Genomic DNA, 16481 nt, shown 5'->3' on the forward strand with positions numbered 1-16481 from the left:
GTTTCTATTTATTTTTGGAAATAAATATTGTAATTCTAAGGTTATTTTTTCTCATTTAAGTAAATAGACGACTTTACAATCCTATATAATTTAATAATTCCCTATTTTTGCCACAAATTTATTTATTATGGCGAAGCAAGAAGATGTTTTCAAAAAAGTAATTTCTCACGCAAAAGAATACGGGTTTATCTTCCCTTCCAGCGAAATCTACGACGGACTTTCTGCAGTTTACGATTACGGACAAAATGGTGCAGAACTGAAAAACAACTTGAAACAATATTGGTGGAAAGCCATGGTGCAACTCAATGAAAATATTGTAGGATTGGATTCTGCAATTTTGATGCATCCCACAATTTGGAAAGCTTCCGGTCACGTTGATGCTTTCAATGATCCATTAATTGATAATAAAGATTCTAAAAAACGCTTTCGTGCGGATGTTTTGGTAGAAGATTTCTGCGCAAAATTAGAAGATAAAGCACAAAAAGAAATAGATAAAGCCGCCAAAAGATTTGGTGATGCTTTTGATAAAAATGAATTTGAAACTACCAATACAAGAGTGGTAGAATATAGAGCAAGACAAAAAACCATTTTAGAAAGATTAGCAAAATCTCTTACAGAAGAAAATCTTGCAGACGTAAAATCTTTGATAGAAGAATTGGAAATTGCAGATCCAGATACTGGTTCTAAAAACTGGACAGATGTTCGCCAATTCAACTTGATGTTTGGTACAAAACTCGGTGCATCTGCAGATTCTGCAACAGATTTATACCTTCGTCCGGAAACGGCACAAGGTATTTTTGTGAATTTTGCCAACGTACAAAAAACTTCTCGTCATAAACTTCCTTTTGGAATTGCACAAATTGGTAAAGCCTTTAGAAATGAAATTGTTGCACGTCAATTTATCTTTAGAATGCGAGAATTTGAGCAAATGGAAATGCAATATTTCGTTCCACCAGGAACAGAATTAGAATTCTACGAAGCGTGGAAAGAAAAACGCATGAACTGGCATTTGGCTTTAGGTTTGGGCGAAGAAAATTACAAATTTCACGATCACGAAAAGTTGGCACATTACGCAAATGCTGCTGCAGATATTGAATTTAAATTCCCATTTGGTTTCAAAGAATTAGAAGGAATACATTCTCGTACAGATTTCGATTTGAGTGCTCACGAAAAACATTCTGGTAGAAAATTGCAGTATTTTGATCCAGAAAGAAACGAAAATTACGTACCGTATGTGGTAGAAACTTCCATTGGTTTGGATCGTCTGTTCCTTGCAGTTTTCTCTACAAGTTTGAAAGAAGAAGTTTTGGAAGACGGCACAGAAAGAACGGTGCTTTCGCTTCCACCAGCTTTAGCTCCTGTAAAAGCAGCAATTTTACCTTTGATGAAGAAAGATGGAATGCCGGAATTGGCGGAAAAAATCTTCAACGATTTAAAATACGATTTCAACATCATTATGGAAGATAAAGACAGCATCGGAAAACGCTACAGAAGACAAGATGCTATCGGAACGCCTTTCTGCATTACGATAGACCAAGATTCTGTACAAGATTTCACGGTAACAATCAGAGATCGAGACACGATGAAACAAGAACGTGTACCGATGGAAAATTTGAGAAAAATAATTGATGAAAAAGTGAGTTTTAGAAGTTTGTTGCGGAAGGTGTAGTCATTTTTAATTTCCAAAATTTAATTTTAATACATACAAATGGAAAATTTAAAACAAAAAAAATGAAAATTAGAATTATTTTATTGGCAATCTCTCTATTATCTTTAATGGGCTGTACAATTCCTACAGGATTTCGTTTACAGAATTTAACGGATAGAATTATCCCTTTAAAAATAACTTTTCAAAAGCCTTACAAAGAATTTATTTCAGGTGAGGGAATTGAATTTTATAGTTCAAATGAAATTACGATCGCCAAAAATTTACGAAACAGAAGGAATTCAGTAAAACTCGATTTTATTAAAATTGACGAAAAAAATTTCATTATTAATTTACCCCCAAAATCTACAACGGAAATAGAAAAGACAAAAAATTTTAATTATAATATTGACAAAATTGAAATTGAAGGAAAACAAAGAAACTTGGGGGAATTAATAGCAAATTCTAATATGAAAAGAGATAACTATATTTACAGAATTATTTATTAATAATTCAAAAATGGATTTAAAAGAACACCGCCAGAAAATTGAAGAGGAAGGTTTTACAATCATTAATGATGTTTTTTCTACTGATGAAGTGGAGGGAATTTTAAAAAAAATTGATGAAGCAGACTCTGAAAAACCAACTTTTAGAAAATCTGACAATCTTTTTGCTATTCGCCAGTTTTTGAAAGAGATTCCAGAAATTCAAAAGAGCATTTTTACAGAAAAATTAAAAAAAATAATTTTTGAACTTTTCGGAAATGATTATTTCGTTACAAAATCCATTTATTTTGATAAACCAGAACAATCCAATTGGTTTGTTGCCTATCATCAAGATTTAACGATTTCTGTGGATAAAAAATTAGAAATTGACGGTTTTGGACCTTGGACTACCAAACAAAACCAGTTTGCAGTGCAACCATCATTAGATTTTTTAGAAGATAATTTCACGATTAGAATACATTTAGATAATACCAACGAAGAAAATGGTGCTTTAAAAATAATTCCAAGATCTCATTTAAAAGGGATTTATAGAGCAGAAACAATAGATTGGAAAACAGAAACTGAAGTAAGTTGCAATACAGAAAAAGGTGGAATTATGATCATGAAACCGTTGCTACTTCACGCTTCCAGCAGAACAACTAATAATGAAAAACGACGCGTAATTCATATAGAATTTGGTAATAAAGAACTTACAAATGGTTTAAATTATTCTGAACGGATTGATTTACAATTAGTTTAAAATTATTCTATGACCTTTCTAAAAAACTAATAATCCTTGAAAAAATTTTCAAGGTTTTTTTTGTGAAAAACTCCAACGTTCAAGTTTTAATTTTATCTTTGAGTATGAAAACCTTTCAAAAAATTATAAAAGTTGTCGCTGTATTTCTGGCTCTGTGTGTAGGTTTGTCTTATGCTTTTGGTTATGATTATCTGTTTAAAGGTATCGCGAAAACATATTTAATAGGAGAAACAGGCGCAACTATTGATGATGCAAAACTTTTCCCAAGCAACATCATCGAAGCTAAAAATCCGAAACCTTGGCAAAAAGACTCGCTCTACAACAAACAAAAATTAGCAAAAAACATTTTAGAAGATTTAGAAAAAAGTAATACATCTTCACTTTTAATTATTAAAAACGGTAAACTCTTGCACGAGGAATACTGGAGCGGTGCAAATGAAAACACAAAAACCAACTCCTTTTCTATGGCAAAAACCATCAGCGTTTTGCTTTTAGGAAAGGCAATTGAAGATGGTAAAATAGAAAGTTTGGATCAGAAATATTCCGCATTTTATCAAAATTATGCTACCGTTCCTTTTGGTAAAAATCTCACTTTACGAGATTTGGCTGCAATGGAAGCTGGACTAGATTGGAACGAAGATTACAAAAATCCCTTCGCACCAAATGCAAAAGCCTACTACGGAAATAGTCTTGCAGAAGCAGTATTTTTACGAGGTTTTAAAGAAGAACCAGGCAAAAAATTTGAATATCAAAGCGGCGCAACGCAATTGTTGGGTTTTGCAATACGCAAAGCAACCAACGAAAAACTATCTAGTTATTTATCAAAAAAAATATGGACGCCAATTGGAATGGAGCAAAATGCGACTTGGAGTACAGATGAAAATAATATGGAGAAAACATTTTGTTGTATTTCTAGCATCTCCCGAGATTTTGGGAAGATTGGTCAGCTTTTTTTAGATGATGGAAAGGTGGATAGTTTGCAAATCATTAACCCAAATTTTTTGCAAAAAATGCTGCAACCAAATCCAAATTCTAGAAATACTTATGGTTTGGGCACCTGGCTAAACTATGAAAATACGATTCCTTATTATTTCTTGTGGGGTTTGCAAGGGCAATACATCATTATCGTACCATCAAAAAAAATGGTGATTGTGAAAACGGGAAGTTACAAAGATCAACCACAGAACGACAATGGAAGACCAGACCAAGTTAAGTTTCTTGTAAATGAAATTGCAAAGAGTTTTTAACAAAAAGCTGAATCAAATTTCATTATTTTTGTAGTATGAAACCTCGTTTTTTTTTGCTGATTCTTTTTTCTTGCTTGCAGAATATTGCAGGACAGCAAAAACAGGATTCTACAAAAATTTCCGTTAGTGATTCTATTACAAATACTTACAAAGAAAAACTAGATAGATACGTTGGTTTGCGATTGGATACAAATACCAATGTATCTAAATTTAGTTTCATCAATAGAGCTCCGCTTAAGAATATAGATGTGGTGCCCAATCAAGATTACCAAGCGAGAATAGCTATCAATTATAAATGGTTGACATTGGCATTCAGTTTTTCTCCTAAAATTGGTGGTTTAAATGACAATGTGCAAGAAAAAGGAAAAACAAAAATAACCAGTTTTGATTTCAGTTTTAATTTAAAAAAAACGCAACATCGGTTATTTTTTACCAAAACCAAAGGCTACTATCTTTCTAATTCGGAAATTTATAGAGCAGAACTTTTAAACCAAAATATCTTCAGCAGATACGCAAAATTACCAGATTTCGAATCTATTCAATTGGGATCAGAAACTTTCTATTTCTACAATTCCGATCAATTTTCTAAAGTTTTTTCTAGAGATAAATCTGAAATACAATTGAAAAGCGCGGGATCTTTTGTTAGTTTTTTAGGGTTGTATTATTCAAAGATTGATGGTAGCGAGCAAGATTTATCTTTTTTAAACCTTTTTACCAATAAAGATATTCCGTATCCAAACATCAACGAAAGTTACTATGGTGCTATAGGAAAGGGATATGCTTATAATTATATTTTTGAGAAAAACTTTTTCATCACAGCATTGGGTATTCCATCTGTAGGTGTTCAATATTCTAGATTGCAATATCCTTTTGATGCTGCAGACACAAATAAAACAGAATTAACAGTCTCTATACTTACAGAAGCTTCTATCGGATTCAGCGATAAAAAATGGTTTACAGGAATTCTCGGAAATTACACCGGCTTCACAAGTACGAGCAAAGGAAATAAACTTGCAGGAACAAAAGGCTATGCAACATTATTTATTGGCTATCGCTTTGCACCGCCAAAAGTAGTAAAAAATACTTTTGAATATATAGACGGACAGTTGTAATTGCAAAAATCTAGCTTGGTTTCCAATCTATTACCGCTTGTATGAAAGCTCCAGCATTCTCTACAGGAATGTTTGGTAGAATGCCATGACCAAGGTTTACAATATATTTATCTTTGCCAAATCTATCAATCATTTCGTGCACCATTTTCCGGATAGTTTCTGGGGAAGAGTGCAGTCTAGAAGGATCAAAATTACCTTGCAAAGTGATGGAATTACTGGTGAGTTTTCTCGCCATTTCTGGGGTTATCGTCCAGTCTACACCCAAAGCAGAAGCTTTGCTTTTTGCCATATCTTCTAGTGCAAACCAACATCCTTTGCCAAAAACTACCACAGGAGAAATTTCGTGCAATGCATTCACAATTTGCTCTATATATTGATAAGAAAATGTTTGATAATCTGCTGGCGAAAGTGTTCCTCCCCAAGAATCAAAAATTTGAACAGCAGAAACGCCTTTTTCTATTTTTTTCCGCAGATAAGCTATCGTTGTATCGGTAATTTTTTGCAGAAGCGAATGTGCTGCTTCTGGGTTTTGCCAACAAAATGTCTTTGCAATATCAAAAGTTTTACTTCCTTTTCCTTCTATACAATAGCATAAAATTGTCCAAGGTGAACCTGCAAAGCCAATTAATGGTATGCTATTGTCTAATTTTTCTAGTGTTAATTCTATGGCATCAAAAACATATCCTAGAGAATCAGAGACATCTGGAACTTGAATTTTTTCTACTTGTTTTGCAGATCTGATGGGATTTTCTAAATATGGACCTATACCATCTCGCATTTCAAACGGAATTCCCATTGCTTGCGGAACTACCAATATATCTGAAAAAAGAATTGCAGCATCCAAAGGAAATCTGCGGATTGGCATCATTGTAATTTCGGATGCTAATTCTGGAGTTTGGCATCTGGTGAAAAAATCATATTTGCCACGCATTTCTCTAAATTCAGGTAGAAATCTTCCGGCTTGTCTCATCATCCAAACTGGTGGTCTTTCTACGGTTTCACCTTTTAATGCCTTTATATATAGATCGTTTTTTATCATAACTTATTTTTTATCAGATGAAGTAAATCTTCCAAAGTGCTTTCTTCACTGGTATAAATTTCATCTTTTGTGAATTTTTCAATTTCTTTGGTGGTTGTTTCGCCAATAGAAAATATCTTTTTACCTTCAATTTTATTATACTTCACAAAACTTTGCACACCACTCGGACTGAAAAACACCACCTCATCAAAAGGGTTTTCTATCTCGGGATATCTAAATTTTGTATTGTAGACAACCACTTTTTTATACTTTATCTTTTCATTTTTAAATTGAACTTGCAGTGTATCTAACGCTAAATTTCCACAAAAGTGCAAAAAATTCTCTTTATTAAAATTTTCGATGATGAATTTTGCTAAATCCTTTGCGTTATTTTTGATTTTAAAAGTTCCAAAACCGTGCTTTCGCAAAGCATTTTTAGATTTTTTACCAACAGTATATATTTTATTAAAATCTTTTTCTACAAAATTTTCATTTGGCGAAAAACCGTTTTCGAAAAAAGCATTTACACCTTGAACACTCGTGAATATTAAAGACTTGTTTTTAAGATCAAACGTTGGAATTTTCAAATTTTCAAAAGAAAGAACATCTACAAAATCTATATCTAAATTCTCGCCCAATTCCTTGGAAATCATTTTTCTATCTAAACCTTTTTTGGTGAAAAGGATTTTCTGCATTGTTTCGTTATTGAGCTTTAATATCGTTCATGATGTTTTGGGCACCACTTTTCAGCATTTCTAATGCTATTTTTTCACCAAAATTTTCTTCAGAACTGTATTTAAAAACATCATCAGTTTCTATTTCATTTTTTCCGTCTAAAGAGCAAATTCTACCACGAAATCTCATTTCATCGCCAATTATTTCTGCAAAAGCGCCTATCGGTGCAGTGCAACCACCTTCCATAGTTTGCAGAAAGATTCTTTCCGTTTCTACACAAATCTGTGTTTCATCGTCGTTGATGAAGTTAACCAAATTGATTATTTCTGCATCATCTGTTCTCGCAACAACTGCTATTACGCCTTGTCCAGGAGCAGGAATTAGATTTGTTAATTCTTCATAATCTATTTTCAATTTCATTCTTTCTATAGCTGCCTGAGAAAAGATGGTCGCGTCAAAATCTTGTTCTTCCAGTTTTTTCAATCTGGTGTTCACATTTCCACGAATGTCGCAAAACTCTGTTTCAGGAAAATCTTTCAGCCAAAAAGCACGTCTTCGCAAACTGCTGGTTGCAATTTTCAACTCGTGGTGTTCTTTGTTTTTGCTAGATTCTTTTTTCACCAAAACATCTTTTGGGAAATCTCTCTTCAAATAAGCAATGATGGAAAGATTATTTGGCAATTTTGTCGGGATATCTTTCAAAGAATGAACGGCAATATCAATACGGTTTTCTAGCAGTGCAACGTCCAAATCTTTCGTGAAAACCCCCGTAATTCCCATCTCGTAGAGTGGGACCGCCAGATTTTTATCACCAGTAGAAATTATTGGGATAATTTCCGTCTTATAATTTTTATTTTGCAGATGTCTTGCCACTTCTCTAGCTTGCCAAAGTGCTAAAGGAGAATTTCTACTGCCAATTCTAATGTTTTTCATTAAATTCTGTATTGGGATATTCTACCAAAATTTCGTGCATCAACTTGCTTATTTCATCGGCTCTATCTGGATGATCAAGGATAAATTTGGCGAATCTGTTAGTAATTTTTTGAATCATTTTATTAGAAAGCTCCATATCCTCTACCTTTGCGTAACGAAATTTCTTGTGGATATTGTGCAATTCATTGGTTTCAATATTTTGCAATGCTGCTTTAAATTGATGAATATTTGGTGCCATTTTTCTTTTATTTTCCCATTCTTCAAACTCCAATGTCATTTCTGCGATGATATTTTCTGCTTTCGGAATTTCTTTTTTTCTATTTTCTAATGTTCCTTGTATGTTTTGAGATAGAAAATCTACATCTACCAATTCTACATTAGGATTGTCGGTGATGTTTTTTTCTACATTGTGTGGTATGGAAAGATCTATCACCAAAGTTTTCTTACCATTCGGGAAGTGCCCTTTATTGATGATGGGATGCGCTGCTCCAGTAGCCACAATAAGAATATCTGTTTCTTTCAATTCTGCTTGAAAATCGTCGTAATGAATATGCGGAATATTGTATTTTTCAGAAATTTTTTCTGCTTTTAAAGAAGATCGATTGGCAATTTTCACATGAGGATTGTACACATGTTTCACTAAATTCTCTACGGTGTTTTGGCCAATTTCACCTACTCCCAATAGCAAAATATTTTTGTCTGAAAGTTGCTTTTCATTATTTAAAATATAATGTACTGCGGCATAAGAAACAGAAGCTGCACCGTTGGAAATGCCTGTTTCGTTTTTAATTCTTTTAGAAATTTGTATCGCAGAATTAATGACTCTCTCTAAATATGGATTGGCATTTTGCTTTTCTTTTTTAAATCTATGGTAAGCATTTTTTATCTGCCCAATAATTTCAAAATCACCAATGATTTGACTCTCTAAACCTGCAGCAACACGAAATAGATGTTTCACAGCTTCTTCTCTTTTCAAAATATGTACAAATTGCATATATTCTTGAATAGAAACGCCAACGGTATCGCAATATAATTCTGCGATGTGCAGATAATTTTGCGTGGTGGTATAAATTTCTGTTCTATTGCAAGTAGAAACCACAAATGCATCACCCAGATTTTCATCTTTGATGTTGTTTACAAAAGCTTTTATATGAGAATCAAAAAAAGCGAATTTTCCTCGCGTTTCTGCATCTGCTTTTTCATAGCTTAGAGATAAAACTGCGAAATTAGATGTTTGATGTAAGATGGAATTCTCTGCAATCATAGGATAGCAAATTTACGACAATTTTAATGATAATACCAATGAGGTTTGTCACAAAAAAACGCTCTCATTTCTGAAAGCGTTTGATTGTAAGTTTATTACTTTATGTTTAATAATTTTCTATTAAAAATATTATTTTCGTATTTCAAATTTACCATTTTGGTTACAATAAATTACATCGGAATTTGATTCAAATTGTTTATAACAAGCATCGTTGGTTTTTTCTGCTAATAAAAATTTATTGTTGTAAGAAATAAAATTTAATTCTACTCCATTGTTTGTTTTTATCGTCGTAGCATCATCTACTAATACAAAATCAGCATCCCCATTATCTTTGTATATCCAAACTTTAGCTTTGGTAGGATCATCAGATTTCATTAAACTTCCTTCGGATAGATTCGCAAAACGATCTATTTTAAGTTTTCCAGTTTTCGCCTGTCCTTTTTGAATAACGCTTCCGTCTAAATTGATATAATATACAGAATCATAAGATAAATTATTGATTTTCACGCCACTATTCTTCGAGTTTACCAGGATAAAACTATCAATAATTGATTTCGTGTTTGTTGGCCACATGCTAAACATACCCACATTTTGTTTGGCAGTTTCAAGATATTCTAATGATTGATCAAAATTGGAAAGAAAAAGATTTACGAGCGATAAATTGAGGTAAACAATTTCATTAAGATCTTTAGAATTTATTTTCTTATACTCTTTTCCTACAAAACTGGAATAAAATTTTTCCAAACCTGATAAATAAGAATTATCTAATGAATTATTTTCTATTTTATTTAGAAATTCATCAGTTTTAGTATTAAATTCTATTAAATCTTCAAATTTATCAGCTTTTTCAAATATGCCATAATTTAATGTAAACTCCTTTTCATTAGTAATTAAATTATTATCTCCTATGTATTTATATGCTAAATTATTTAAATCATTTGTAAGACTTTGATTGGGCTTCCCATTGTAAGTTACTGAATACATTGCGGCATTAAGTCCTTTTTCATAGATAATCTCATTATTCTTATCTAAAATTAAATATTTAAAATCTCCATCCAAAGCAAATTGACCGTTACTAGATTTCTTGTAAGTAGCTCCTTTATAACCCATAAACACACGAAAATCAGGATTTATAGTATCTTTTTTAGAATAATTTTCGATGCTATTTTTCGTCACATTGTGTTCATAGGTTTTTTTTGTCTTGTGAGCATATTCTTTGTTCCAAGAGTCATCACCCTGAATGATAATATCATACGTATTTAAGCCTTTATAAAATTCGTTTTTAGGAATTTTGATTGTAACTTTTTTCTTTTCAATTTCAGCTTTTTGAGCGTAAATAAATGTTGTAAATCCAGTTAGTAATAATAAAATTATTCTCTTCATAGTGTTTTTAATAATTTGCAAAAATATAAAAATAAGTGAGTTAAATACATGAAAGTTTGCTGATATAAATCTAATTTTAAAGAATTAATTTGTTAAAAATGATGCGATATATTATTAATGAATAATCGCTAAAATCTAAATCTGAAAAGAAAAACTAAATTTTTTTTAATTTTAAGACTTTTTAACCAAAAATATAAATATTTCCCTCCTTATAATGCATCAAAATTTATATCTTTGTAGCCTTATAAAAAGCAGAAAAACATAATGGGATTATTTGATATGTTCACGCAGGAAATTGCGATTGACCTTGGTACAGCAAACACTTTAATCATTCACAACAATAAAATTGTGATAGATCAACCTTCCATCGTAGCGATAGAACGCTCCACTGGAAAACCAATAGCTGTAGGTGAACAGGCAAAACACATGCAAGGAAAAACCCACGAAGACATCAAAACTGTGAGACCATTGAAAGATGGTGTAATTGCAGATTTCGCTGCTTCGGAACACATGATAAAGGAATTCATTAAAAAAATCCCTGCTTTGAAGGGCAAATTATTTCAACCAGCTTTAAGAATTGTAATTTGTATTCCATCTGGAATTACGGAGGTTGAAAAACGTGCTGTTAGAGATTCTGCTCAAAAAGTAAATGCAAAAGAAGTTCGCCTTATTTTTGAACCTATGGCTGCAGCAATTGGTGTAGGTATAGATGTTCAAAAACCTGAGGGAAACATGATTATTGATATAGGTGGTGGTACTACAGAAATAGCAGTGGTTGCTTTAGGAGGTATCGTTTGCGATAAATCTATAAAAATTGCAGGAGATGTTTTTACCAATGATATTGCTTATTATCTGAGAACACACCACAATCTTTACATTGGAGAAAGAACAGCAGAAAGAGTGAAAATTGAAGTTGGCTCTGCAGTAGAAGAATTGGATGTGGATGTAGAAGATATTCCAGTACAAGGTAGAGATTTGATTACTGGGAAACCAAAAGAAATCATGATTGGCTATAAAGAAATAGCAAGAGCGATAGATAAATCTATCATAAGAATAGAAGATGCAGTAATGGAAACACTATCTCTTACTCCGCCAGAATTGGCTGCAGATATTTACAAAACAGGTATTTATCTTGCAGGTGGCGGTGCACTTCTAAGAGGTCTTGCAGATAGAATACATAGAAAAACAGGCTTACCTGTTTTTGTAGCAGAAGATCCGTTGAGAGCAGTAGTTCGCGGAACTGGAATTGCACTTAAAAATATTGATAAATTTAATTTTTTAATTAAATAAAATCTAATTTACTTCACATCATCTCATGGGTTTTCTACTGCGGTTATTTTCCAAGAACGGACTATTGATGTTCTTTCTATTCTTGCAAATAATTGCATTGGCATTGATTTTCAGTAGAAATTCTATGCAAAAATCTTGGTTGGCTGCGCAAGTTGCAGCTTTCAACTCTTCCGTTTCTGGTGTGGTAGATGAAGGGGCTTCTTATCTTCAATTAAAACAAACCAACGAGAAATTGGTGGCGCAGAACAAAGATTTGATGAAACAAGTCTATGGAAAAGATGCCAGCAAAATTCCAATTTTTCGAAAAGTGCACGATACTGTTGGCGGAGGGCAAATTTTCACATTCGTTTCTGGCGAAATTGTTTATAATTCTATCAATAGAAAAGACAACTACTTTACCATTAACCGTGGAAAACGCGATGGCGTAACTACGAAAATGGGCGTAATGGCACCAAATGGAATCGCAGGTATAGTGATAAATACAACGGATAGTTATTCTTTGGTGCAATCTGTATTAAGCATGAGCAAAATTAAAATAAATGCAGCGCTCAAAAACACAGGATATTTCGGGACTTTAACGTGGAGCGGAGAAAACTCTAGAATCATGCATTTGAATGAAATACCAAAATATGTACCCCTGAAAATTGGAGATACTGTGCAAACAGACGGAAAATCTTCCCTATTTCCACAAGGTAAAACAATAGGAACTATTGCTGGCTACAAAGTAGATAGCAAAACGGGATATTGGGACATTTCTGTAGAACTTACAGAGAAAATGGGTACATTAAGTACTATTTATGTGGTGAAAAATCTTAAAAAAGCGGAAGTACAAAAAATACAAGACACCTTGCAAGCTACAATAGATAGAGAATGATAAGCAGAACCATCTACACAGACCTATTACTCATTGCTTTTCTTTTGGCTTTGCAAATTTTCGTGCTCAACAGAATCCGATTATTTGGAGAATACACCCCCGTTTTGTATCCAGTTTTTGTGATGTTTTACCCATTTTTTCGCAATAAATTTCATTTTCTTGGCTTAAGTTTCATCATAGGTTTAGGAATAGATGCATTTCTTGGAACTTGGGGTATTAATGCCTTTGCCACGGTTTGCTTGGCATACTTTCGCTTAATAATTTTCCGAACATCTACAGATACTTCCACAGATTTTTTTTCTTTTAGCTCTTTGCAGTGGACACAATTTTTAATATTTATCTTAGCGTCCATCTTTTTTCATCAATTTTTGGTGCAATTTTTAGAGTTTTTCAAATTCTCTAGAATTTTTGAAATTTTATTAGATATCCTTATTTCTAGTGGTATTTCTTTTATATTTATTGTACTTTACGCACTCATCTTTAAAATCAAACAAAAAGTTTGAAACCTCAATATTATAAAATTACTATCGCCTTATCCATCATTGCTCTTATTTTTGTGGCAAGGCTTTCCTATTTGCAATTGTTTACAGATAGATATGCGCTAAATGCCGCCAATACTTCTATAAAAACCCATTACGATATTCCACAACGAGGCGTTATATTTGATAGAAACGGCAAAATCTTAGTAGGAAATCAACCCGCTTACGAAATTTCTTACACAGAAGCATTGATGCGACCAGATTTCGATACCTTAGATTTTTGCTCGCTGTTGAAAATAAGCAAAACAGATTTCATTACTAAAATAAAATCTATAAGAAAGGAAGAATATTTCTCTAAGTTAACTCCCATTACTTTTATAAAAAATTTAAATAGAGAGGAGGTTGCAAGAATCCAGGAAATTATTTTTAAATATCCCGCATTTAATATAGTTTCAAGACCAGTTCGCCAGTATGAAGTGAGTACTTCCGGAAATCTTTTGGGCTATACAAATGAAGTAAATGCAGGCGACATCAAGAAAGATTCTACCTACTATCGCCCAGGAGATATTGCTGGAAAAACAGGCGTAGAAAAATCTTACGAAAAATTTTTACGAGGCGAAAAAGGAGTACAATTCATTCAAAAAGATATTAAACTTCGAGATGTTGGCCCTTACAAAGATGGAACATTAGATGTAGACAAAGTTATTGGCTCAGATATTACCCTAACTATAGATTATGATTTGCAAAGAATTGCAGAGGAAATGATGGTTAATAAACGTGGTGCAATTGTAGCTCTAGACCCAAAAACTGGCGAAATTCTAGCAATGGCAACTGGACCAGACATAGACCCAAATATTTTTGTAGGGAGCAATAAATCCAGAGATATCTATCGTTTAGGAAAGGACACTTTCAATATGCCAACTTTTGATAGATCTATACAAGCTGGATATCCACCTGGTTCTACTTTTAAATTATTAACGGCACTTGCAGGAATGCAAATGGGCGTTCTTGATGAAAATACCGTATTCCCATGTGGTGGCGGTTTTAATTATAAAGGATTACGCATAAAAGGACATGGCGGCGCAGTTCCCATGATACCTTCTATACAAGTTTCCAGCAACTGTTATTTTTCTTATGCAATGTTGGCAATCATTAACAAATATCCTGGAAACCCATCAAAAGGCGTAGATGAATGGCGCGCCATAATGAAAAGTTTTGGCTTAGGAGACTATATGAATAATGATCTTGCTGTAGGAGCACCTGGTAAAATTCCATCTGGGAAATATTATGAAGATTATCAAAGAAGAATCTACAAAGGAGCAGGCATAGATAAAGATGTAAAAGATTGGAGTCCGCTTTCTACTGGGGCAATTTTTGATGGAATGGGACAAGGAGATATTTTGGTTACACCACTACAAATGGCGAATTTCACAGCAGCTATTGTGAATAAAGGTTGGTATGTCACACCTCACATCGTTAAATCCATCGACGGAAAACCAAACCCAGATCCAAGATTTAAAGTAAAACATAAAACCCTGGTTACAAATCCGCATTATTACGATGTTGTGATGAAGGGTATGGAACAAGTAATGCTTGCAGGAACTGGTAGAAGCTTAAAATCCAAAGATTTCACGCAGCTTGCAAAAACGGGAACTGCGCAAGTGCCACAAGGTAAAGATAATTCAATATTTGTTTTGGCTGCGCCTGCAGAAAATCCAACAATCGTAGTAGTTGCCGTTATGGAACACGCTGGTTTTGGAGCAACTTGGGCAGGACCAGCTTGTACCGTAATTGCAGAGAAATTTTTGACAGGAGATATAAAAAGAGAAAATCTATACAAAAAAATGATCAACGGAAGTTTCATGAGTGAGTATAGACGACAAGAAATTGCACGCCTGAAAAAGAAAGGTTGGTACAAAGAACCCAACAAAGATTCTCTGAAGATTCTCCAAATACAAGATAGTTTAAAATTTATAAAAGATGCCGCGCTTCGTGCAGAATTGCTTTATAAAAAAGATTCTCTACAGATAAGATTAAACCTAAAATCCAAAAAATGAAGTGGCTAGAAGGTTTAGATAAAATTGGCATTCTTTGCTACCTATTCATTTGTGGTTTTGCCGTTGCAAATGTATATTCTGTAGACGAAAAACTAGGCAACAAGCAAGCCTTGTATTTAGGAATTTCCCTCTTTCTAGGCTTGATAATTTTCGCTATGCGCACCAAATTTTTCGAGAATTTAGCAGGTGTTTTCTATATCGGTGGCGTATTACTTTTGATAGGTTTATTTCCATTTGGTACAGAAATTCTTGGACAAAGAAACTGGTACAAATTCGGAAGTATGACGATGCAACCGGTAGAATTTGCAAAAATTGGAACAGCACTAATGCTTGCCAATTATGTATCTGGAGGAGATTTTAATCTTAAAAATAATAAATCCCTCGTCACTTCTATTGCCATTATTGGCATACCTGCTTTTGTAGTTCTTATGATTCCAGATGTAGGTTCTGTACTCGTATTTTCTGCCTTTGTGATTGCACTTTTCCGCGAAGGATTAAGTGGTTATGTATTTGGAGTGGTAGGTGTTATTGGCGCCGTATTTCTAATCTCTTTAGCAGTAGATCCGCTTTATGTGGTGATTGCAATTATAATATTAGCAGCTATTTTAATCGTAGTAAATTTATACAGAATTACTTGGGATATAATAAGTATCGGAAAATATTCTGGGATATTAATTTTTCTTTGCGGGCTTTCTTTCGCTTCGCCATTAATTTTAGAAAAAATGCCAGACCATCAAAGAGAGCGAATTTTAGTATTATATAAAGGCGAAAAAGCCTTTCGAGATACTTCTGGCTACAATCTTTTATACTCAAAAACGGCAATCGGTTCTGGCGGATTTTTCGGGAAAGGCTACAAAGAAGGTTCTGTAACGCAAGGTAAATTTGTACCAGAACAAGAAACAGATTATATATTTTGTACAGTTGGCGAAGAATGGGGTTTCTTTGGAAGTTCTTTGTTAATTTTAATTTATTCCTTATTCATCGGAAGAATCTATTATTTAGCAGAAAAACAAAAAACGGTTTTCAATCGGGTTTTTGGCTACTGTTTCGCGTCTATTTTATTGCTACATTTTTCTATAAATCTCGGAATGGTGATGGGACTTTTCCCTACCGTTGGTATTCCACTACCCTTTTTCAGCTATGGCGGAAGTTCTTTGGTTGCCTTTTCAATCATGACGTTTGTTTTCTTTAAGTTGAATTACAGCGATCAGAATTCTTTGGTGTAAACTAAAAATTTTGGTTTCACAATTGAAGATTCT

The 16481-nt window shown here is 33.3% G+C and carries 15 protein-coding genes; 10 read left to right on the top strand and 5 right to left on the bottom strand.

Going from position 1 to position 16481, the window contains the following annotated elements:
* The first annotated feature begins 127 nt into the window (after positions 1-127).
* The 5 genes from HNQ03_RS06475 to HNQ03_RS06495 all read left to right on the top strand — a co-directional run bounded on the left by HNQ03_RS06475 (position 128) and on the right by HNQ03_RS06495 (position 5249).
* Positions 128-1669 carry a glycine--tRNA ligase gene (locus tag HNQ03_RS06475; RefSeq protein ID WP_173778861.1) on the top strand — a complete coding sequence of 514 codons (1542 nt, stop codon included), beginning with the start codon at positions 128-130 and terminating at the stop codon, positions 1667-1669.
* 62 nt (positions 1670-1731) lie between these two features.
* Entirely contained in the window at positions 1732-2154 is a 423-nt protein-coding gene (locus HNQ03_RS06480) for a hypothetical protein (protein ID WP_173778862.1), read from the top strand.
* 10 nt (positions 2155-2164) lie between these two features.
* Positions 2165-2890 carry a phytanoyl-CoA dioxygenase family protein gene (locus HNQ03_RS06485; protein ID WP_173778863.1) on the top strand — a complete coding sequence of 242 codons (726 nt, stop codon included), beginning with the start codon at positions 2165-2167 and terminating at the stop codon, positions 2888-2890.
* A 104-nt stretch (positions 2891-2994) separates the two neighbouring features.
* Positions 2995-4137: a serine hydrolase domain-containing protein gene (locus HNQ03_RS06490; protein ID WP_173778864.1), complete on the top strand. Its 1143-nt coding sequence runs from the start codon at positions 2995-2997 to the stop codon at positions 4135-4137.
* Positions 4138-4190: 53 nt separating this feature from the next.
* On the top strand, positions 4191-5249 hold the full coding sequence (locus HNQ03_RS06495; RefSeq protein ID WP_173778865.1) for a DUF4421 family protein: 1059 nt from the start codon (positions 4191-4193) through the stop codon (positions 5247-5249).
* A gap of 10 nt (positions 5250-5259) precedes the next feature.
* On the opposite strand, the gene hemE is transcribed toward HNQ03_RS06495, so the two are convergent.
* The 5 genes from hemE to HNQ03_RS06520 all read right to left on the bottom strand — a co-directional run bounded on the left by hemE (position 5260) and on the right by HNQ03_RS06520 (position 10522).
* The gene (gene hemE / locus HNQ03_RS06500; protein ID WP_173778866.1) at positions 5260-6288 is read right to left on the bottom strand and encodes a uroporphyrinogen decarboxylase; all 1029 of its coding nucleotides are present in this window, start codon (positions 6286-6288) and stop codon (positions 5260-5262) included.
* The gene (locus tag HNQ03_RS06505) at positions 6285-6962 is read right to left on the bottom strand and encodes a uroporphyrinogen-III synthase (RefSeq protein ID WP_173778867.1); all 678 of its coding nucleotides are present in this window, start codon (positions 6960-6962) and stop codon (positions 6285-6287) included. The genes hemE and HNQ03_RS06505 overlap by 4 nt, the downstream gene beginning before the upstream one ends.
* 7 nt (positions 6963-6969) lie before the next feature.
* Positions 6970-7875, bottom strand: coding sequence for a hydroxymethylbilane synthase (hemC, locus tag HNQ03_RS06510; RefSeq protein ID WP_173778868.1), 906 nt, complete (start codon positions 7873-7875; stop codon positions 6970-6972).
* The gene (gene hemA, locus HNQ03_RS06515; protein ID WP_173778869.1) at positions 7862-9139 is read right to left on the bottom strand and encodes a glutamyl-tRNA reductase; all 1278 of its coding nucleotides are present in this window, start codon (positions 9137-9139) and stop codon (positions 7862-7864) included. The genes hemC and hemA overlap by 14 nt, the downstream gene beginning before the upstream one ends.
* 129 nt (positions 9140-9268) lie before the next feature.
* Complete coding sequence (locus HNQ03_RS06520; protein ID WP_173778870.1) at positions 9269-10522, bottom strand: hypothetical protein; 1254 nt, start codon at positions 10520-10522, stop codon at positions 9269-9271.
* Positions 10523-10786: 264 nt separating this feature from the next.
* Between HNQ03_RS06520 and HNQ03_RS06525 the strand changes: the two genes are divergently transcribed.
* Genes HNQ03_RS06525 through rodA form a run of 5 tightly spaced genes read left to right on the top strand, consistent with a single transcriptional unit; the run spans position 10787 to position 16448 of the window.
* A complete protein-coding gene (locus HNQ03_RS06525; RefSeq protein WP_173778871.1) occupies positions 10787-11812 on the top strand; it encodes a rod shape-determining protein in 1026 nt (341 codons plus the stop codon).
* Between the two features lie 25 nt (positions 11813-11837).
* Entirely contained in the window at positions 11838-12686 is an 849-nt protein-coding gene (gene mreC / locus HNQ03_RS06530; protein ID WP_173778872.1) for a rod shape-determining protein MreC, read from the top strand.
* Positions 12683-13189 (top strand): rod shape-determining protein MreD, encoded by a 507-nt coding sequence (locus HNQ03_RS06535; RefSeq protein ID WP_173778873.1) that lies wholly within the window; start codon positions 12683-12685, stop codon positions 13187-13189. Before mreC ends, HNQ03_RS06535 begins: the two co-directional genes overlap by 4 nt.
* Positions 13186-15222: a peptidoglycan D,D-transpeptidase FtsI family protein gene (locus HNQ03_RS06540; protein WP_173778874.1), complete on the top strand. Its 2037-nt coding sequence runs from the start codon at positions 13186-13188 to the stop codon at positions 15220-15222. Before HNQ03_RS06535 ends, HNQ03_RS06540 begins: the two co-directional genes overlap by 4 nt.
* A complete protein-coding gene (gene rodA / locus HNQ03_RS06545) occupies positions 15219-16448 on the top strand; it encodes a rod shape-determining protein RodA (RefSeq protein ID WP_173778875.1) in 1230 nt (409 codons plus the stop codon). The genes HNQ03_RS06540 and rodA overlap by 4 nt, the downstream gene beginning before the upstream one ends.
* The last annotated feature ends 33 nt before the right edge of the window (positions 16449-16481 follow it).

The sequence above is a fragment of the Frigoriflavimonas asaccharolytica genome (assembly GCF_013294015.1).
Taxonomy (GTDB): Bacteria; Bacteroidota; Bacteroidia; order Flavobacteriales; family Weeksellaceae; genus Frigoriflavimonas; species Frigoriflavimonas asaccharolytica.